This window comes from Nostoc sp. DSM 114161 (genome assembly GCF_052692665.1).
The window spans coordinates 4,148,338-4,167,077 of record NZ_CP195141.1; the positions used below are offsets into that span (position 1 = coordinate 4,148,338).

Below are 18,740 nucleotides of genomic sequence, written 5' to 3' on the forward strand. Positions count from 1 at the left end.
TACTTTAAAAATAGGCTTTAAAAAACCCGGTTTCGATATGAAAACCGGGTTTTTAGATAATTGTTAATTTATCTTTGGGCAGTACAACAGGGCAATAGAGGCTTATTTACAACATCTTTAATGTCTACAGAATTTAACAAATCTTCCCAGTATTTCTGGACTTCGGGATCGTTAGGACGCTGGCGGCGTAAATTAGCTAAAGTTCTTAGAGAATCTTCCCAAAATCCAGCTGTGGCAAATAAAACTGCACGATCCAAATCTGTGTTTGGTTCTTTGAGTTGCAGGGCTAGATTTTCATCTTGCGATCGCACTATTGTACCTTCTGTATATGAATCTTTATCGCGGTTAGCAAGATCGCAAATCATTGAGAAAGTCCAACTATATTCTTTGCCGATTTGTAGAGATGATTTATTAGCAGGTACAGTTACACTCACAATACCGTTTTGTCCAGCAGGCTTGAACGTTTCTTTATACAACGGGTCACTGCTGTTATCATCCTGCAAAACAAATTCTAGTGCTTCTGGTTTTGTAGAAGTTTGAGGAATATAGAAATAGAACGTAGGATGTTCTGCTGTAGTTCGTTGAGCTTCTTTATCTGTTGGTGTCAAAGGAATGATAGATTGTCCAATTTCAACGCAACTCCCCCGCGTTCCTGCTGACCTGACTCTACCGGGTTTGCCTGGAACAAAGGCAATACGATTTCTAGCACTGCCGCGTTGAATATAACTGGTAACATTTCTAATTGCCGCAGTAGCATATTTATCTCCAGGACGTAGGCGTTCTGCTTGCTGAAAATATCCTAAAGCTTTTCGATAATTTCTTCGTTTGGTTTCGCTATAACCAAGTTGCATATATTGGGTATAAGCAGCTCTGTTTTGTGCCAGTTGATAAACCGACTCTGTTGCTAAAACCTGAGTCATGCTGAGAGGTTCTAGGGGTAAAAATGCTAAAGCGGCAAGCACATAACTTGCCCAAAATTTATGTTTCATTATGTCTATATCCACTTGTAGTACATTTCTGGGATTTATATAATACAATAGCGTAAGTATGACAGTGGCAAGGCTTTATATGTGCTACTTTGTGGTCAGGTTAAAGTAGCTTTGTTAAGGAATTTTAAATTGCGAAGAATTTAGAATTCAGAATTAATAAGATTTAAAATCCAAAATTGTTTGACTTGTGAATTATTACGTTAATGTTGCAAAATCAGCAGTTTAGATTATTGCAAAGCTTCAAATGCTGCCTGCCAGCTTTTAGTAGTTTTACCGCTATTACTGTAATTATTCAGAGTTACAAAGTATAAAATTGCAAACTTGGTAGTAAATTTAACCATTCTTTCAGCATCATCAAAAAAGCCATTCTCAATATTCATTTTTACTTATAAGGTGACTTGGCGATAGGGCGCAGGAAAGAAACCTCGTCGGCTGCACTGAATTTTCGCCTCTGTAATTATGGTATCTAAAAGTGCGTAGAAGCTCTGGTTATTGTCCCCAGACATCGCCTCATCGATATTGTTTGCTAGCATTTGCCCGATAATTATTGCCAAGTATATGTATAATTTTTGATTTTAAATCACTGATATCCAATACTGTTCGATAAGCGATCGCCAAAATTGTAAACAAAAATTCAGCGAAGTTTGAGATTTGCAAAAATAAAACGAAAATTGCAATCTTTAGCAAAACTTCAACTGTTAAGTGTAAAAAATTATTAAGAAAAATTCCGAACTCAGGATTCACAATTCAGTATGAATTGAAGTCCAAATGCATGATGAATATTGGTTTAAAACCTTGCTCCTAGCGGACAAAAGCAATATTAAATATTTTTTCGTGATTAAAACTTTATCCCTTTATAGATAGAGTATTCTGAATTCTGAATTCTGAATTCTGTATTCTGAATTCTGGCTCCTGTTTTATTTTTTGTTGACACCAAGTTGTGAAAGTGACGATCGCGATGGTAAACTTCCAAACGAAATCTCATCTCTTTGGGCGGGAAAGAACACTGATAGATTTGTTACACCAACGGGTGGAAAACCAGCCGCATCAGGAAGCTTACATTTTTCTTCAAGATGGTGAAATAGAAACTCAGCGTCTAAGTTACCAGGAATTGGAAGATCGAGTAAAGGCGATCGCAGCTCATCTGGTATCTCTCTGCTCCCCAGGAGATCGAGCCTTGCTACTTTATCCCCCTGGATTAGACTTTATCGCAGGCTTTTTCGCCTGTCTCTATGCTGGAATTATTGCTGTACCCGCCTATCCACCCAAACGCAATCAAAAACTATCAAGATTGCAAGGGATTATTCGAGATGCTGAAGCTACTTTGTTATTAACCACCGCAGATATGTTCCAATCGATCGAGCAATATGGAACAAACGAACCGACATTTAAAAACTTGCATTGGGTTTTAACTGACAAAATAGTAACCTCTACGGATGACTTCAGACCTGTAGCGGTGGAATCCAATACTTTAGCATTGCTACAATACACCTCCGGTTCAACTGGTAGTCCTAAGGGAGTCATGGTTTCTCACGGCAATTTGCTCCACAACTGCACTGCCATCCTGCAATTCTTAGAAAAAAGCCCTGATGTTCCCGATGTTGGATTTTCTTGGTTACCGCCATACCACGATATGGGATTAATCGGATGCATACTGCAACCTGTGTCTGGCGGATTTCCTTTAATTATCATGCCACCGATGGCATTTTTACAAAAGCCAATACGTTGGCTAAAAGCAATCTCAAAATATAAGGTAACTGTGAGTGCAGGGCCTAACTTTGCCTACGATCTCTGCGTGCAGAATATGAGACCAGAGGAATTAGAAAATCTGGATTTGAGCAGTTGGCAACTTGCCCTCAATGGTGCCGAACCAATTCGCGCCGAAACTCTAGAGTCTTTTACCAAGCAATTTTCGCCCTACGGTTTTCGCCTTAATAGTTTCCAACCTTGCTATGGTATGGCAGAGACAACGTTGTTAGTTACTGGAGTCAAGAAAGCCGAAGTACCAAAGATTAAGGTTTGCGACGCCAAGGCTTTAGAGCAAAACCAAGTAGTTACCGACAACACCAGCAAAAATGACAGGAAATTAGTTAGTTGCGGTCATCCTTGGTTTAATCAAACAGTAGCCATTGTCAATCCAGTTTCCTTAACTGAGTGCGAATCAGGACAAATAGGAGAAATCTGGGTTGCTGGCGAGAGTGTAGCTCAAGGGTATTGGAACCAAGCCAAGGAAACTGAGAAAACATTTCATGCCTATCTAGCCGATACAGGAGAGGGGCCGTTTTTGCGAACCGGAGATTTAGGATTTTGGGAGAATGAAGCAGGGTTATTTGTTACGGGTCGTCTGAAAGATTTATTAGTGATTCGAGGACGAAATCATTATCCCCAAGACATTGAACAAACAGTAGAAACTAGTCACCCAGCGTTAGCTTATCACAGTAGTGCCGCCTTTACTGTTGAGATGGATGGAGGCGATGTCTGCCTTGAAAAGTTTGAAGCGGAGGTTTCCTCAGATCCACGCCAGTTGCTTTCCGACGCAGAGCGACAGGAACGCACTGGCTCAACTTTTCGCTACGACGGGCTACGCCTACGCTTAATTGTTGTTTGTGAAGTGAAGCGAACTTTTTTGCGAAATTTGGATACTCAGGAAGTTGTCAAAAAGATTCGCCAATTTGTGTTACAAGAACATGATTTACAAGTTTATCGAGTTTTATTAATCAAACCCGGAACCCTGCCGAAAACCTCCAGTGGCAAGATTCAACGCTTCGCTTGTCGTGAGAATTTTTTGTCGGGTAATTTGTCAATTGTCAACTCAGAATCGACAGATATTCCCCAACGTATTCATTTAAACAAATATGCCCAGCAGTATAATGTCGAGTCAATTCAAAATTGGATATCTCAATGGTTAGCTGCAAAATTGAATATTCCCGTAGAATCTATTGAGCAAAAAGAATCTTTTGAAACATTAGGTTTAGATTCTCTGCAAGTAGCGAAGTTTATCCAAGATCTAGAGGCTTGGTCTGGGTATTTACTCAACATTTCTACATTGCAAACATTTGGGGCGATCGCCACTTTAGCAGAATATTTAGCGAAAGAACTTACCAAACAAAACCAACAGACTTTAACTCAAATTCCACCAGAATACTATCAATTTGAATCCTTTCCCGAATACACACAATTCCAGCAAAGATTAACCCACATTCAAGCTTTAGAAATTCCCAATCCTTATTTTCAAACCCAGGAATCTCTAACTAGAGATTGCACTCAAATTCAGGGACGTACACTGATTAATTTTTCAACTTACAATTATTTGGGCTTATCAGGAGATCCGGTAGTTTCCGCAGCAGCTAAAGACGCCATCGATCGCTACGGTACATCGGTCGGTGCCAGCCGTTTGGCATCCGGCGAACGTCTTCTGCATCGAGAATTAGAACAAGAAATTGCAGATTTAATTGGCACAGAAGACTGCATTGTTTATGTCAGCGGTCATGCAACTAATGTTACTACCATTGGACATTTGTTTCATCCCCAGGATTTAATTTTTTACGATGCCCTCAGCCACAATAGTATTTTGCAAGGGTGCGCTTTATCTGGTGCAAAAGCCATACCTTTTCCTCATAACGATTGGCAAGCTTTAGATGAAATGCTGCAAGACCAGCGTCAACATTATCGCCGAGTTTTGATTGTGATTGAAGGCATTTACAGCATGGATGGCGATATCCCAGATTTACCCCGATTTATCGAACTCAAGCAACGGCACAAAGCTTTACTCATGGTAGACGAAGCCCATTCCATTGGCGTACTGGGCGAACAAGGACGCGGTATTGCTGAGTTTTTTGGCATACAACCAACCGATGTAGACTTGTGGATGGGAACCCTCAGTAAAGCTTTTGCCAGTTGTGGGGGATATATTGCCGGGTCTGTTGCCTTGGTGAGTTATTTAAAATACACTGCGCCTGGTTTTGTTTACAGTGTGGGATTATCCCCAGCAAATACCGCCGCGGCCTTAGCAGCTTTGCGTTTACTCAAGGCTGAACCGACAAGAGTCAAAACATTACAACAGCGATCGCAGTACTTTTTAAAACTTGCTCAAGCTCAGGGTTGGAATACAGCCACAAGCCAAAATTCTCCAATAATTCCCATTGTGGTGGGAAATTCCTTAACCTGCATTCAGCTTTCGCATTTGCTGTTTCAAGCAGGGATCAACGTTCAACCGATGATTTATCCAGCCGTGGCTAATCATGCTGCACGCTTGCGATTTTTTATTAGTTGTCTGCACACAGAAGAACAGATTAACACAGCGATCGCAGCCTTAGCGATGGCATTTAACCAAGTACCCCACACAATAGAGGGTACTGAAGATGTATGAAGATGCGATTATTACTGATGGCTAATGTAAAGACTATGCAAAGATGTGTCTTGTAAACAAAGATATCTCAGTAAATACATTAATATATGGTTATTGCTCGGTTATTTAGGTATTCTGTCTGTTCTGTCTTTTGAAGATAGACATTTATGGTTAATTACCCACAAAAAGGGTATAAAAATCTTTTTCATGCTCAAAAGTCAAGTCTTCTTATTTTCAATGTATTGGGATTTAGGCGCTGGCAAAACAAAATATCAAGGGTGGTTTTTAGACATTATTAAACCTTGTTTTTTGATGTTTGTTCGTGATTTCTACCGAACAAAAATGATTCAAAAGCTTGAAATAATCCGTTGTCTTAAATCCACACGTTGATTAATTTGTACAGTGCTTAAGACCTAGATAATCTCAGATTCTTGGATAAATGCTGCATAAAACCCAATACAGTTGAGATAAGCCTGTTTTTTCTTCACCCTGTTCCCTGTCAAGAGTTCCCTGTTCCTTTGCCTCGACAGAAGAAGTTTCTGTATTGACATAAAACCCAACTAAAAGGTGAATATTTCATAAATATTCTGTTTCTCAACATTGACCTAAATATGCTGAAAACGTCAAATTGAGGCTAATTTTTGTGCGCGAAAGCAAAAACAGCAACTTGAAAACTGAAGTTCCTGAAAAAATCCATCAAGATAGGTAAAAGTTATGGCAAATATCATTGGAACCATAGGTGATGATACGTTAGTAGGCACCTTGAACGACGACACGATTAACGGTCTAGGGGGGAACGATATCATTACAGGCAAAGGGGGCTACGACCTCTTAACTGGTGGCGGTGGCAAAGATATATTTGTTTTCAACAAAGGTGACGGCATAGATACAATCACTGATTTCGGTGGAGTAGGTAAAGGCACAAATCCTTCAGCAGCTGTGGTTGCCAAAGTTGATACCATCAAATTCGTTGGCGCTGGGTTGACTGCCAAAAATATGCTCCTGACTCAAAATGGCACAAATTTGCAAATTGGGTTTGAAGGGTACTCTTTTTCCACAACAGCAATTATCCTGAACAACTTTGCCTTGGAAAACCTAGATAACCTCAGCAAATCTACCGGAGCTACCGTAAACGTCGGAAATATCCTGTTTGATGGGCAAAATAACATTACTGACAGCTTTGATGTCTTCGATGCCAACTCTACCCGAACCACCATCTTCAACAAGAATACAGTTACCTTCCTCAATGACCTAAACAACAATGTCAACGGCTTTGACAACTCAGATGATGTCATCAATGGTCAAGGGGGTAATGACATTATTGACGGTAAGAGTGGCGATGACTTTTTGAGGGGTGGTGAAGGCAATGATACTCTCATTGGTGGCGCTGGAAATGACACCCTCGCTTATGACTATAATTACTACACGACATTTGATGTTTCCACAACAACTAAGAACTTACTCTTGGGAGGCGATGGCAATGATGTTCTCATTGGCGATGCGGGAGACACCTTGAACGGTGGCAACGGGGATGACACATTCTATGCTTATTTTGGTCGTTATGGTCAAGCGGAAGATGTATTGATAACTGGTGGCAGCGGCAAGGATAAATTTGTTTTGGAGTTTGGTTATGTTGGCTATACTGCGATTACTATCGCCAATTTTGGTGGCATTGGTAAAGGCTCAAAGCCATCAACTGCGACCCTCGCCTCTTTGGATACCTTGCAATTTCCAGACGATTCAGATTCTATATTCACTGCCAAAAATCTCTTATTGACTCAAAATGGTCAAAACTTAGAAATAAGTTTTGAAAAAGCGTTGAATTCCAAAATCATCCTGCAAAACTTTGCCCTGGAAAACCTAGACAATTTAGCCCAAGTCGGCAATATTCTGTTTAGCGGGCAAACTAGTATTACGGACAGCTTTGATGTCTTCGATGCTAACTCTACTCAAAGCACGGTCTTTAAAAAAAACACAGTCACCTTCCTCAACGACCTAAACAACAATGTCAAAGGTTTTGACAACTCAGATGATGTTATTAATGGTCAGGGAGGTAATGACATCATTGACGGCAAGAGTGGCAACGACACTTTGAGAGGGGGTGCGGGGAATGATACTCTCATTGGTGGTACTGGTGCCGATGTTTTATCCGATTCAATAGGCAATAACCTACTCTCCGGGGGCAATGGGAATGATTCCCTCTCTACCTCTGGTCAATTGCAATCCTTCGGCTTCTTTGGATATTATTTCGGTGGCTTGGCGTCTGGCAATAACACTCTCAACGGTGGCCTTGGTAATGATGTCGTGCGGGCTGACTATTCATCAGGTAATAATTTGCTTGATGGTGGCGATGGGAATGATACTCTTAGTGCCTCTGGCTACTTTGAATATGAGAACTTCTCAGTTGCCGCCTCTGGTAACAATACCCTCAACGGTGGTGTTGGTAACGATTCCTTGCTTGCTGACTTTTCATCAGGCGATAATCTGCTCAATGGTGGTAATGGCAATGATACTCTGTCTGCCTCATCTGACGGATTACCTTTTGAGTACGACTTTTCTGTCTTAGGAAATAACACCCTCAATGGAGGCGCTGGCGACGACACCATAAAGATTGACTATTCAAAAGGTGATAATCTACTTGATGGTGGCGATGGCAATGATACTCTTAGTGCCTTTTTTGCTTCAGGAAATAACACCCTCGATGGTGGCGATGGCAATGATACTCTTAGTGCCTTTTTTGCCTCAGGAAATAACACTCTCAAAGGTGGTAATGGCAATGACATTCTCACAGGTGGCAGCAGTGACGACACCCTTTATGGAGGGAATGGGAAAGATACCTTTGCTTTCAATAGTGTCAATGATGGCGTTGATACTATTTATGACTTCAACGTGACTAATGATGTGATTCAGGTTTCGGCTGTTAATTTTAGTGGCGGATTGTCAATACCTTCACTCCAAGCTAATCAGTTTACCATCGGAACATCTGCAACTACTACCACTGAGCGATTTATCTACAACGATATTACCGGTGCATTGTTCTTCGACCAAGACGGTAGTGCATCTGGGTTTACTCAGATACAATTTGCTTTAGTTACTGCTGGATTGTCGCTAACCAACAATAATTTTGTAGTTGTTTAATCGAAATTAGCGTGCCATCACTAAGCAATCCAATAGATTGTAAAGGAGTAAAGTACAGATAATCGTAGGGGCACAACATGTTGTGCCCCTACTTCATTTAGCTGAAATAGGCTGTAATATCAGGTTCGGTTAAACACTTATGATATCTGTAGGTTGGGTTGAACGGCAGTGAAACCCAACATGAATCTAGATAAGCGTGTTGGGTTGAGGAACGAAACCCAACCTACATTGATAAATTTTATTATAAGTAATCACCCGAACTTGATATAACTTTTTAACAGGAAATGATATAACATTCTGAATAATTCTAAATATCATCCTTTAAAATTCACCCTGACTTTCACATCATAAATTACGCCAATACCAAATCCTGATAATTATGAGTGATGAAAAAACTTTTTCGTTGCATATTTTTACACTCAATGCTGGTGGAGGTCACTACGCCACCCTCAAAGCTTTAAGTGCGATCGCTATTCAACAAAAACGACCTTGGCAAATTACTGTTACAGATATTGGCGAATTATCAGAATCGATAGATCCCTATAAAAAGCTGTTCGGTTCTGATGGTAATGAACTCTATAACGAAATGATTGGTACAGATTGGACATGGCTACATCCAGTGATGATGTTTTTTGATAAATTCTTCATTCGGCTGTTGCATCCCATTGGGGTAAAATTGGGCGAACAACATTGGCGAAAGCAAACTCCCCCCGATTTAGTGATTTCTTTAATTCCCCTCTATAACTTACCAATTTGGGAGAGTCTGCAACGAGTTAAACCTAACACGCCAATGGTTACAATCATGACTGACTTTGCAGATATTCCACCGCATTTTTGGGTAGAACCAAAGATTCAAAGTTACTTGATTTGTGGAACCGATCGCGCCATTAACCAAGCGCGTTCTTTAGGTGTTTCAGAAGAATACATTGTACAAACTTCAGGAATGATTGTACATCCCCGTTTCTATCAACCGATGTCAGTAGATCGCCACATTGAAAGAGAGCGTTTAGGATTAGAAAAAGACCGATTAACGGGAATCGTTTTGTTTGGGGCGAAAGGTTCTGCAACAATGCTTGATATTGCTAAGTCCTTAGATTGTATTAGCGATCGCGTGCAGTTAATTTTTCTGTGCGGTTCCAATCAAAAACTTGCACAAGCATTGCAAGAACGCCCAACTAAGTTACGCCAACACGTGCAAGATTTTACTGATGAAGTGCCATATTTCATGAGTTTGGCTGATTTTTTTATTGGCAAACCAGGGCCTATGAGTATTAGTGAAGCGATGGTGATGAATTTGCCTGTCATTGTCGAACGCAATTCTTCAACACTTATGACTGAAAAATACAATGCTGAGTGGATATTAGAAAAACAAGTCGGTATGGCAATTAATAGCTTCCGCAATATTGCTTCAGCTGTGGAAGAACTTTTGAACCCTGAAAATTTGCTTCGCTATAAGGCGAATGTTGCGGCTATTCAAAATCAAGCTGTATTTGAAATTCCTGATATTTTACAACGTATTCTTGACACAAAATAAAAATTATTGTTATTAAAAATTTGTTTAATTCTGGTGATAAATTTGGTGTCAACTTAAGCTCAAACGCTTATCCCACATACGTTTTACCCCACCCCCAACCCCTCCCCTTAGCAAGGGCAGGGGAGGTTTTGCCTCAGCAAAGCCGGGGTGGGGTGCAATAACTGTGGAAATCATAACTAATTATGCGGACATGATATTATCTAAGCTTCAAGCGATCGCAATAATATTCTACGCAAATTTTCCTTTTGTTCTTCAAAGGTAGATGGATAGTTTTTCAGTAATGCATTAATTCGATTTTGGTATTGTTCTTTTTCTGCTAATAACCGCTTTATTTTCAACTTCAAATCTTGGCCATTTGTAAAGCATTCACCCAATTGATATTTCTCGATAAAGCTGATGGTTCCGCGGTCGTTAGCTGCTGCTTGTTTGGTAAGTAGCAATGGGGTGCGGGCTAGCATTGATTCTAATAAAACGCCTGCTGAAGGACGAGCTAAAATGATATCTACAGCAGACATCCATTCATGGAGATTATCTACAAAACCTAGCGATCGCACTTTACCATTTTGCTGTTGTTCGGCTATCTGCTCAACTTTAACTCGCAGTTTTTCATCTCGCCCACAAGCCACAACTATAACTAAAGAGTCTAAAAATAAGCTTTGTAAATATTTGAGATATTTTGTACAAAAATTCCCGCCAAAGCTGCCGCTGATGATGAGAATACAGGAATCTGTAGGGGATAGTTCAAAGCGATCGCGCAGTTGTTTTTGTTCTCTAATTTGAAAATGCTTTGCTTCCCGCAACGGGCCAATTACCTCGCAACGAGCCTGATTTTGAGGTTGATAATCTCTATCTATATTTCGATAAATTCGATTTTTTTGGTAGCAAATCACAAAATCATAAAAATATTTACCAATAAACCTAATTTGCTCGGATAATTTGCTGGAACAGGTTAATTCATCAGCCCAATAGGTAAGTGTGAATGGAAAACTTTGTACGGCGTTCGCAGTCTCGTGAAAATAGCAAATATGGATAGCATTTGCTGAAACTAAATCTATAAAAACAGCTAAATCTGTAATTACAAGAAAAAAGGGAATTTGCTTTTCCTTAGCCCAACTACCCAAGGATTTGCCAGCAGTATCCGCAGTACAAATGAGAATATTTGGTGCAATTTTGTCTAAAGTTTGGTGCATAGCTGCAACTGAGCTAACCTCACCGATGGGCAACAAAATAAACCGCATCAGATAATTAATTAGTACATCTGCCACATAAATCAAGTTATGAGCAATTAAAAAATTCCACGCACTAACCCAGGTTTTTGTTAATAGTTCGCTCACTGGATCTTGCAATAATTCAGTTATGGTGTATGTGAGAATTTCAAAATCAGAATTTTGTAAAATCTCATTGGCGAGAATATTAGCCATAACTTCATGACCCATTCCCGATCGCTCGTAGACAATTAAAATTTTAATTTTGGTAGCATCAGACATGAAGGTGCCCGGTTGAATTATGAATTATGAATTCTGCAATCAATCTTCTTCGATTCCTGGCAAACTAGTTAAATCGGTGGGATCTAATCGTTCGGAGGCAGGGCAGATCCATTGTTCAATCAAGGGTAGTGTCCCTGTTAAAAACTTGTCTCGACTGCGACGGCGTTGGACTTTGCCGCTGAAGGTTTTGGGCAAAGTAGCAGGTTTTAATAGAGCGATCGCATAAACTTCAACTAAATGCTGCATCAACATAGCTTGCCGAATAGCAGCAATTATCTCTGCAATCTGTTCGGAATTCAATGTGCGGAGGGCGTGGCGATCGATTTCTTGGACAATTACTAGTCTTTCTACTCCTTCCACATTTACGGAAAAAGCGGCGCTAGCATTGGCTGATAATGCCGGATGGCTGTTTTCTGAAGTTTGCTCTAACAATTGAGGATAAAAATTGCGTCCCCAAAAAATCATGATGTCTTTGAAACGACCAGTAATAAACAATTGGTCGTTGTGAATAAAACCTAAATCGCCAGTTCTTAGAAAAGGCCCATCGCCACTATCTGACAAATAAGCCTGGAATGTTTGCTCGGTTTCTTGGGGCCGATGCCAATAACTACGACTCAGCCCCAGCCCTTGTACCCAAATTTCGCCGACACCATCAGGCAAACAAGGAGTCAGAGTCTGGGGATTGACAATTATCGCGCGGTTTCCCGGCCACGGATGACCGCAACTCACCACCATTCGCGCTCTACTTTGTCCTTGTACCATCACAACTCGATTTTCTGACAAAGCTTGCTCATCTACAAACTGAATCGCTGATGGCTTTTTAAAAGCACCTCCAGAAATCCACAAAGTTGCTTCCGCCATCCCATAAGAAGGATAAAATACCTCTTCTCGAAAGCCATAAGGTGCAAATAAAGCCGTAAATTGTTCCAGAGTTTCAGGCCGTATAGGTTCTGCCCCATTGCCAGCGATTTCCCAACTACTCAAATCCAAATCTGGTATTTGTTCTGGTTTTACTCTGTGGATGCAGAGATCGTACATAAAATTAGGGCCGCCAGTGATGGTTGCTCTGTAGGTTGAGATTGCCTTGAGCCAACGACTGGGGTTTTGAAACACTGCTACTGGTGTCATTAAAGCAGCATGGCCTCCAGAATAAAGGGTTTGCATAATGGCAGCAACTAAACCCATATCATGAGTTAAAGGCAGCCAATTCACTGCCCGAAATTCCAAATGAGGAAATTTGCGTTGAAAATTGGCGCAGTTTTCTAACACATTGCTGTGGGTAATTGTGACTGCTTTGGGAATGCCTGTAGAACCAGAAGTGTATTGAAAATAAGCGATCGCATCGTCATCGATTTCTCGTTTCTCCCAGTTGCAGGCGTCATTCAAGTTAATTCCATCGCTGGCTATCCAAGACAAATTTTTGTTTTCTGCCGCATAATTTGGCGATTGAGTCAACCACTCTGACCATGAATTTTCTAACTTATTTACCAGTGCGCTAGTTGTGAGAGCAAAACTCACTTGACATTCTTGGACGCGAAAGCCAAAATCTGCCCATTCTTCGGCATTTTGAGGCGGTCTTGTGGGTATGGCGATCGCCCCAGCATAAAAGCAGCCAAACAAAGCTGCAACAAACTCCAGACAAGCTTTGAAAGGATAAACTAATAAAATGCGGTCGCCAACTGAAGTAACAGATTCGAGACTAGCAGCAATAGCACGAGCTTGTCGATCTAAGTCTTGATAGGTAAGGAAACCGGACTCAATTTCTCCATCTTTGAGAAAAGTGAAAGCTCGATCGCCTGGTTGTTTTTCGGCGCGATCGGCGAGAAGATCTATGAGAGATTTGAACGAAGAGGATAACACTGTCACAAAAATCTTATGATAAAGTGCAGAGCAAAATAATAATAATCGATTGCGATCGCACTCCTAAATGATTTGTGAAAAAATCTATTGCCTATTGCCTATTACCTGCCTCCACGACTATTTCGGAATGATATGGGTGTTTAAAGAAAGAAAATTCTGTAAAAAATATGTTGATTAATATTACACAAATCATAACCGCTTTGATAGCAGGCTTTCTGGTAGCCAGTCTAGGCGAATACTGGAGTCATCGCCTGATGCATAAATTCCCTAAAACTTGCCAATTTCACGTCGATCACCATGCAGACGGAACAGGACAGGGTGTAGTGAAAGAACTTCGAGATTATGTCCTTGGCGGTTTGCCGATACTATTGTTGACGATTTTAGTTCTCGACCGAATTGGGGCAAACTCGTACATTCAAATTAGTTGGGTAATTGGATGTTTAAGTTATGCCGTATTTGCAGCTTACGCCCATCAACTTCAACACGATAATCCCAAACTATGTTTCTGGTTAACTATGCCAGTTCACTATGTTCATCACGAACATCACCAATGGCATCACAACTTTGGTATTGGTGTTGACTGGTGGGATCGAATTTTTAGAACCTATAAACTTGTGAATTGGCAGACTGAGAGCCAGTTGCACCCTGAGGAGCGTGGATATTTACAAATCCGTTGGTGGTGATAGGAGGCAGGGGATTAAAGGGCTTGTCATTACCAACATCTTTTAAAGTGGAATTGGGGTGTAATAAAGTCAGAGTATGAAGTTAGAAAATTACACAGACCTCAATGCTTGGGCAGTTGAGCAATGGGGAGATGCCGAATTAGGGGATACTCGTCGTACACAAAGAGCGATCGCTATTGGTGCAGCCATAGCTGCTAACCCGCAAGCATCGCGTTGCTCCCCCTCTCTGAGCTGCCCGGAGTGCTTCAGTATGCAGACGGGCAATGTTTGCCAGTTCTCTAATAGTCCGCTCTAACCGCGCGATCGCCAAACACAAAAATAATTACTTACTTCTCAGTAAAACGCCAAACACCATCCCATTTCTCTAGAATATTATCTGATTGTAAAAGATAATTCACTCGACTCAGATATAAATCAGCAGTTTTGTCAGCAGAATTGACGCTTAAAACTTTTGACAAATAAACTTTTGCCTGTTCAAAATTTCCTTTATGATTTCTGCTTTAAATCAAGCCTCTGCTTCTTGTCGTTTGAGAAAGTTAATATAAGCTTTGGAATGGTAACGAATGCGAGCTATCAATTCTAGTGCGTTTGGCAGTTTTACCAAGTAGTCATTTGCCCCTAATTCAAATGCTTTAGCTTTAATAGTTGGTTCTTCTTTACTAGAAAGAACAATCAGGGGAATATTGACAGTGATAGCATCTTGGCAACGCAGAATTTTTACTAATAGTAAACCTTCCATCTGCGGCATTACTAAGTCTTGAACAATGACTGTAGGCTGACATTCTTTCACGAATTTGAGCGACTTCGTGGGGTCGTTACAGTAGTGAAAAATGATATCATCTTCCGGTTTTAGCATTCGCTGAATAGCTTCACAGATGATGGATTGATCGTCTATTAATAAAACTATAATTTTTTCTTCCATAGAAGGTAATACAAATTCAAACCCATGTATTATTTACTAGCAAAAGTTTGTAATAAATTCGCTCTTATAGATTCCAAAGATAATACCTGAACAGCAGCATTCAATTCTATAGCAGCTTTGGGCATTCCATAAACAATACAACTTTCTTGATTTTGGGCAATAGTATGCCAACCTTGGAGTTTTAAGGCATTTAATCCTTCTGCACCATCTTTACCCATCCCTGTTAGTAAAATTGCCGTTCCTTTTTTTTCCCAATTGAGCAAGACTGTGAAAAAATACATCTACAGAAGGACGATAAGGGTAATCAATAGGATTTTTAGTATAAGCTAAAGTTAAATCTGGTTTTAAACAAAGATGATCGTTGGTTCCTGCTACTAAAACTGTGCCTTTTTGTAAGCGATCGCCTACTACTGCTAATCTTACAGGTAAAGGTGTTTGTTGGTTTAACCAATCGGCAAAACCGCTAGAAAAATGGCTATCAACGTGCTGAATAATCGCAATAGCAGCATTAAAATTAGTAGGCAGTTTTGATAAAATCGTAGCTAATGCTTTTGGGCCACCAGTTGAAGCACCAATCGCTACTAATTGCGTGGATGTAAATAGTTTATTTTGATGTTCTAACTTGATGTCACTGGCTGGAGAACTATTTTTAGTTAATTTGGCGATTCTCGCTATTTTATCTAGTAATTTGTCACTCATTTCTAAAAAATTGTCTGTATCCATCACCGGAATATCAGCAACATCTAAAGCACCATAACCCATTGCTGCATAAACTTGAGAAATATTATCTTCTGTACTTCTAGTGACAATGAGAATTGCTGTAGGGGAATATTTCATAATATGCTGGGTTGCTTCTACCCCATCCATCACAGGCATTAGCAAACCCATTAATATTAGATTGGGCATTTTTTCTGACATTTTGTAATGGCTTCTTGACCATTATTGGCAGTCCAAATTAATTGATATTTAGGTACATTTTGGATGATACGCCGTAGTGTATTTAGAGCATTTGTTGTATCATTAACAATGGCAATTTTCATAGATTAGCTAATAGAGAATATACAAGCTTCGAGCAAATTTCTATCGTTATAACAAAATATATTACTTCTTATACCAATTCTGGATGAAGATGCGCCAAACTATAGAACCCATTTGAGATCTAAGAAGCAGGGTGGTTTCATACAAAGAGAGAAAAAAACTCCTTCATCCTGACAATGTTAGCTATGAGTGGTCGAGTCAGGATGAGGGAAATTGCCCGTTGGACAGGGGAACGCGGTAGCTATCGGACAATGGGGAAATTTTTTTCTACAGGCATTGAACCGCTACTAGCTCCTGTGATGACGATGACTTTGTTTTGAACGTTTAACATGTTTATTTTCCTTTCTATTCAAATTGCTACAAGTTAAAGAAACATCCCACCAGAGACTTCTATTCTTTGACCATTCACCCATCTGTTTCCTTCAGATAGCAAAGCGGCGATCGCACCTCCAATATCATCAGGTAATCCGACACGACCCAAGGCAGTTTGCGAAGCAATGAAGTTGTTAATTTCTGGATTGTCACGCACAGCACCATCAGCAAAATCCGTTTCAATCGCGCCAGGGGCTACCACATTCACGGCAATTTGTCTTTGACCAAGTTCCTTTGCTAGATATCGGGTTAAAACTTCTACAGCCCCCTTCATGGTTGCATAAGCCGCATAGCCCGGCAGAGAAAAACGGGCAAGACCAGAAGAAATATTCACAATCCTTCCTCCATCGTTGAGCAAAGGCAGAAGTTTCTGTGTCAGGAAGAAAACACCTTTGACATGAATATTCATTAATCGGTCAAAATCTTCCTCAGTTGTATCTGCAAAAGAGGCATAAATACCAATACCCGCATTATTAATCAGGAAATCAAAATGCTCTGTCTGCCATTTGTTTTGGAGTACTTGTTTGACTTGCTCTACAAAACCATCAAAGGCTTTAATGTTTGAAGTATCGAGTTGCAGTGCAAAAGCTTTACCACCAATTTCTTCAATGGAAGATACGACACTTTTGGCTGACTCTTCGTTGTTATGATACGTCAAGATGATACCAATCCCCATTCTCGCCAGAGCCAAAGCAATATTTTTGCCAAGACCTCTGCTTGCTCCTGTAACTAATGCGATTTTTGTCTGAGTTTGCATCATTGCCTTATTTTTTGATTATTTCCTCGAACTGCGTTCATAATATGATTGAAAACCAAAGTTTTAAATGCACAAAAATTGTATATTATTGCCTAATCCTCCAAAATCATAATCAGCGAATGAGCAAATCACTCCAAAAGCCAGTATGGTAACCAAGATACTCCAGCACACCATTATCTCAACGAATGCCAACAACTAGTAGCATTACTAGAGAAGCACACCAATAGCAAAGGAAACGGTATCCATAAAACACAGATAAATCAGCTGGAATTTGTGCGAGAATCTTCTGCTCCCACTTCTTGAATCGAAAATATCAATTATTATCTGTACTAAGTTCTATATCTCATAATCCGTAAGGTATGCACTGAGCTAACAAGTCCCCTTGCTGTTAAATGCTGAGAAATCAGCGGCATAACGACCCCAAACTCAGCAAAGGCAAAGGCGGGTAGTGACGCCTAACTATTTATTGGATTGATTTTTCCAAGAAACTATCTTGCAATATTTCAAAAAATCCAAAATTGATATTACGCCTCGATCGCCGGATTATAATCATTTGGATTATCAAAACCTGCAACCCAAGCAGCGGCTTGATGACAAGTTTGCATATATGGGGGAACGCGTAGGATATGAGTGTGTCCGGTAGATGGACAGCTGACTTTCAACACCATAAATGGCTCGTCATCCTCAAAAGGAATGCAGATAAGTTGACGTTCTCCACCCGCATCTCTATCTCGATGACGGACTAAGCCTCCTACTTGCTGCAAAAATCTCTCGTAGCCCAGCCGCTCAATCAGTACGCGGCGTAACTCAACGTTCTCTGTGTTGAGAATATCTTGCCCAGTTATGGAGTCAGATGCAAAAGCAATGGCATCACTCACCTGCACGCCTCGCCAGCGCAAGACGAAACCATGCCCTTCAGGTAAACTGGTAATTCCACTCCCAGCTAACTCAATCCAATGGGTGACATGGAGGCCTTTGGCAAGGGTCGTAAGGTTCGCGCAATCGCTAATATCCAGACTTTCACAGGTGAGATTTTCGGGTAAATCGTAAAGTTCCAACGCACCGCTTAAATCCAGATGACCTAAAACCCGCATTCCATCCCATGCGCGATGCTCAAGGATGAGCTTTCTTGCACTTTGGGCTGATACAGGCTCGTGGCTTTGCTGTGGACGCTGCTTAACTGGTCTATTCGGCACGCGCCCATTTGACATTATCTTCAGCATTAGTCCGCAACCTCTACGTAAGCTTCAGGGCGGTATTCACGTTGTCTCCAAACGCGGTAAAGCCCTTGGGGTAATTCGATCGCCCGATGTTCTTCATGAACTAAGGTAGCAGTTGGTTCTTTAACCTCAAGAAAAAGGTCGTTACCATTTACCCACAACTGAACAGCATGGGATTGGGATTGCTGAATGCGATGGCTGTGTCCTGTGAGTTCACCATGAGCCAAAGTCGCACCTACACTTTTTTGAGCGCCTACTGGTAAGCTAGCAATTCTTCTGAGCAGAACGTCACCATGTCTGTAGAGCATACCAGCTTGGTTAGTTTGGGTGTTATTACGGTTATTTACCATACCCTTATTATACAAGAATTTGGCCATTAGTTCTTTGCTAAT

General features: G+C 40.7%; 15 protein-coding genes and 2 pseudogenes. 6 read left to right on the forward strand and 11 right to left on the reverse strand.

Going from position 1 to position 18,740, the window contains the following annotated elements:
• Positions 1–68 precede the first annotated feature (68 nt).
• From NSTC745_RS18030 to NSTC745_RS18040, 3 genes are all read right to left on the reverse strand, one after another.
• Entirely contained in the window at positions 69–989 is a 921-nt protein-coding gene (locus NSTC745_RS18030) for a DUF928 domain-containing protein (RefSeq protein ID WP_445638367.1), read from the reverse strand.
• Between the two features lie 227 nt (positions 990–1,216).
• Positions 1,217–1,369: a DUF5995 family protein gene (locus NSTC745_RS18035; protein ID WP_445638368.1), complete on the reverse strand. Its 153-nt coding sequence runs from the start codon at positions 1,367–1,369 to the stop codon at positions 1,217–1,219.
• Between the two features lie 6 nt (positions 1,370–1,375).
• Entirely contained in the window at positions 1,376–1,522 is a 147-nt protein-coding gene (locus NSTC745_RS18040) for a hypothetical protein (RefSeq protein ID WP_445638369.1), read from the reverse strand.
• Between the two features lie 425 nt (positions 1,523–1,947).
• Here NSTC745_RS18040 and NSTC745_RS18045 point away from each other — a divergent pair, with 425 nt between their 5' ends.
• The 3 genes and pseudogenes from NSTC745_RS18045 to NSTC745_RS18055 all read left to right on the forward strand — a co-directional run bounded on the left by NSTC745_RS18045 (position 1,948) and on the right by NSTC745_RS18055 (position 10,009).
• Entirely contained in the window at positions 1,948–5,358 is a 3,411-nt protein-coding gene (locus tag NSTC745_RS18045; RefSeq protein WP_445638370.1) for an aminotransferase class I/II-fold pyridoxal phosphate-dependent enzyme, read from the forward strand.
• Positions 5,359–6,051: 693 nt separating this feature from the next.
• A pseudogene (locus NSTC745_RS18050) lies at positions 6,052–8,475 on the forward strand (beta strand repeat-containing protein); the annotation flags it as partial.
• Positions 8,476–8,854: 379 nt separating this feature from the next.
• On the forward strand, positions 8,855–10,009 hold the full coding sequence (locus NSTC745_RS18055; RefSeq protein WP_445638371.1) for a glycosyltransferase: 1,155 nt from the start codon (positions 8,855–8,857) through the stop codon (positions 10,007–10,009).
• Positions 10,010–10,209: 200 nt separating this feature from the next.
• Here NSTC745_RS18055 and NSTC745_RS18060 read toward each other — a convergent pair whose 3' ends face one another.
• Together NSTC745_RS18060 and NSTC745_RS18065 are read right to left on the reverse strand one after the other, a co-directional pair.
• Positions 10,210–11,496 (reverse strand): hypothetical protein, encoded by a 1,287-nt coding sequence (locus tag NSTC745_RS18060; protein ID WP_445638372.1) that lies wholly within the window; start codon positions 11,494–11,496, stop codon positions 10,210–10,212.
• A 39-nt stretch (positions 11,497–11,535) separates the two neighbouring features.
• A complete protein-coding gene (locus tag NSTC745_RS18065; RefSeq protein ID WP_445638373.1) occupies positions 11,536–13,362 on the reverse strand; it encodes a fatty acyl-AMP ligase in 1,827 nt (608 codons plus the stop codon).
• Between the two features lie 161 nt (positions 13,363–13,523).
• On the opposite strand from NSTC745_RS18065, the gene NSTC745_RS18070 reads away from it, so the two are divergent.
• Positions 13,524–14,039, forward strand: a complete 516-nt coding sequence (locus NSTC745_RS18070) for a sterol desaturase family protein (protein WP_445638374.1) — start codon at positions 13,524–13,526, stop codon at positions 14,037–14,039.
• A gap of 76 nt (positions 14,040–14,115) precedes the next feature.
• Positions 14,116–14,334, forward strand: a complete 219-nt coding sequence (locus NSTC745_RS18075; protein WP_445638375.1) for an IS4/Tn5 family transposase DNA-binding protein — start codon at positions 14,116–14,118, stop codon at positions 14,332–14,334.
• A gap of 31 nt (positions 14,335–14,365) precedes the next feature.
• Here NSTC745_RS18075 and NSTC745_RS18080 read toward each other — a convergent pair whose 3' ends face one another.
• The 3 genes and pseudogenes from NSTC745_RS18080 to cheB all read right to left on the reverse strand — a co-directional run bounded on the left by NSTC745_RS18080 (position 14,366) and on the right by cheB (position 15,879).
• Positions 14,366–14,497 (reverse strand): hypothetical protein, encoded by a 132-nt coding sequence (locus NSTC745_RS18080; protein ID WP_445638376.1) that lies wholly within the window; start codon positions 14,495–14,497, stop codon positions 14,366–14,368.
• Between the two features lie 47 nt (positions 14,498–14,544).
• A complete protein-coding gene (locus tag NSTC745_RS18085; protein WP_445638377.1) occupies positions 14,545–14,961 on the reverse strand; it encodes a response regulator in 417 nt (138 codons plus the stop codon).
• Positions 14,962–14,990: 29 nt separating this feature from the next.
• Positions 14,991–15,879, reverse strand: a pseudogene (gene cheB / locus NSTC745_RS18090) (chemotaxis-specific protein-glutamate methyltransferase CheB).
• A 305-nt stretch (positions 15,880–16,184) separates the two neighbouring features.
• Between cheB and NSTC745_RS18095 the strand changes: the two are divergent.
• Complete coding sequence (locus NSTC745_RS18095; RefSeq protein ID WP_445638378.1) at positions 16,185–16,319, forward strand: hypothetical protein; 135 nt, start codon at positions 16,185–16,187, stop codon at positions 16,317–16,319.
• Positions 16,320–16,363: 44 nt separating this feature from the next.
• Here NSTC745_RS18095 and NSTC745_RS18100 read toward each other — a convergent pair whose 3' ends face one another.
• The 3 genes from NSTC745_RS18100 to NSTC745_RS18110 all read right to left on the reverse strand — a co-directional run bounded on the left by NSTC745_RS18100 (position 16,364) and on the right by NSTC745_RS18110 (position 18,698).
• Positions 16,364–17,131 (reverse strand): SDR family NAD(P)-dependent oxidoreductase, encoded by a 768-nt coding sequence (locus tag NSTC745_RS18100; protein WP_445638379.1) that lies wholly within the window; start codon positions 17,129–17,131, stop codon positions 16,364–16,366.
• 521 nt (positions 17,132–17,652) lie between these two features.
• On the reverse strand, positions 17,653–18,339 hold the full coding sequence (locus NSTC745_RS18105; RefSeq protein WP_445638380.1) for a DUF6745 domain-containing protein: 687 nt from the start codon (positions 18,337–18,339) through the stop codon (positions 17,653–17,655).
• 11 nt (positions 18,340–18,350) lie between these two features.
• On the reverse strand, positions 18,351–18,698 hold the full coding sequence (locus tag NSTC745_RS18110) for a hypothetical protein (protein ID WP_445638381.1): 348 nt from the start codon (positions 18,696–18,698) through the stop codon (positions 18,351–18,353).
• Between the last annotated feature and the right edge of the window lie 42 nt (positions 18,699–18,740).

What these genes read in the sequence shown, in the direction of transcription:
- NSTC745_RS18055 (WP_445638371.1), top strand. Translation starts at nt 8,855, where the DNA reads ATGAGTGATGAAAAAACTTTTTCGTTGCATATTTTTACACTCAATGCT.
- NSTC745_RS18095 (WP_445638378.1), top strand. Translation starts at nt 16,185, where the DNA reads ATGAGTGGTCGAGTCAGGATGAGGGAAATTGCCCGTTGGACAGGGGAA.
- NSTC745_RS18040 (WP_445638369.1), bottom strand. Translation starts at nt 1,522, where the DNA reads ATGCTAGCAAACAATATCGATGAGGCGATGTCTGGGGACAATAACCAG.
- NSTC745_RS18045 (WP_445638370.1), top strand. Translation starts at nt 1,948, where the DNA reads ATGGTAAACTTCCAAACGAAATCTCATCTCTTTGGGCGGGAAAGAACA.
- NSTC745_RS18070 (WP_445638374.1), top strand. Translation starts at nt 13,524, where the DNA reads ATGTTGATTAATATTACACAAATCATAACCGCTTTGATAGCAGGCTTT.
- NSTC745_RS18035 (WP_445638368.1), bottom strand. Translation starts at nt 1,369, where the DNA reads ATGAATATTGAGAATGGCTTTTTTGATGATGCTGAAAGAATGGTTAAA.
- NSTC745_RS18110 (WP_445638381.1), bottom strand. Translation starts at nt 18,698, where the DNA reads ATGGTAAATAACCGTAATAACACCCAAACTAACCAAGCTGGTATGCTC.
- NSTC745_RS18060 (WP_445638372.1), bottom strand. Translation starts at nt 11,496, where the DNA reads ATGTCTGATGCTACCAAAATTAAAATTTTAATTGTCTACGAGCGATCG.
- NSTC745_RS18105 (WP_445638380.1), bottom strand. Translation starts at nt 18,339, where the DNA reads ATGTCAAATGGGCGCGTGCCGAATAGACCAGTTAAGCAGCGTCCACAG.
- NSTC745_RS18030 (WP_445638367.1), bottom strand. Translation starts at nt 989, where the DNA reads ATGAAACATAAATTTTGGGCAAGTTATGTGCTTGCCGCTTTAGCATTT.
- NSTC745_RS18075 (WP_445638375.1), top strand. Translation starts at nt 14,116, where the DNA reads ATGAAGTTAGAAAATTACACAGACCTCAATGCTTGGGCAGTTGAGCAA.
- NSTC745_RS18100 (WP_445638379.1), bottom strand. Translation starts at nt 17,131, where the DNA reads ATGATGCAAACTCAGACAAAAATCGCATTAGTTACAGGAGCAAGCAGA.
- NSTC745_RS18085 (WP_445638377.1), bottom strand. Translation starts at nt 14,961, where the DNA reads ATGGAAGAAAAAATTATAGTTTTATTAATAGACGATCAATCCATCATC.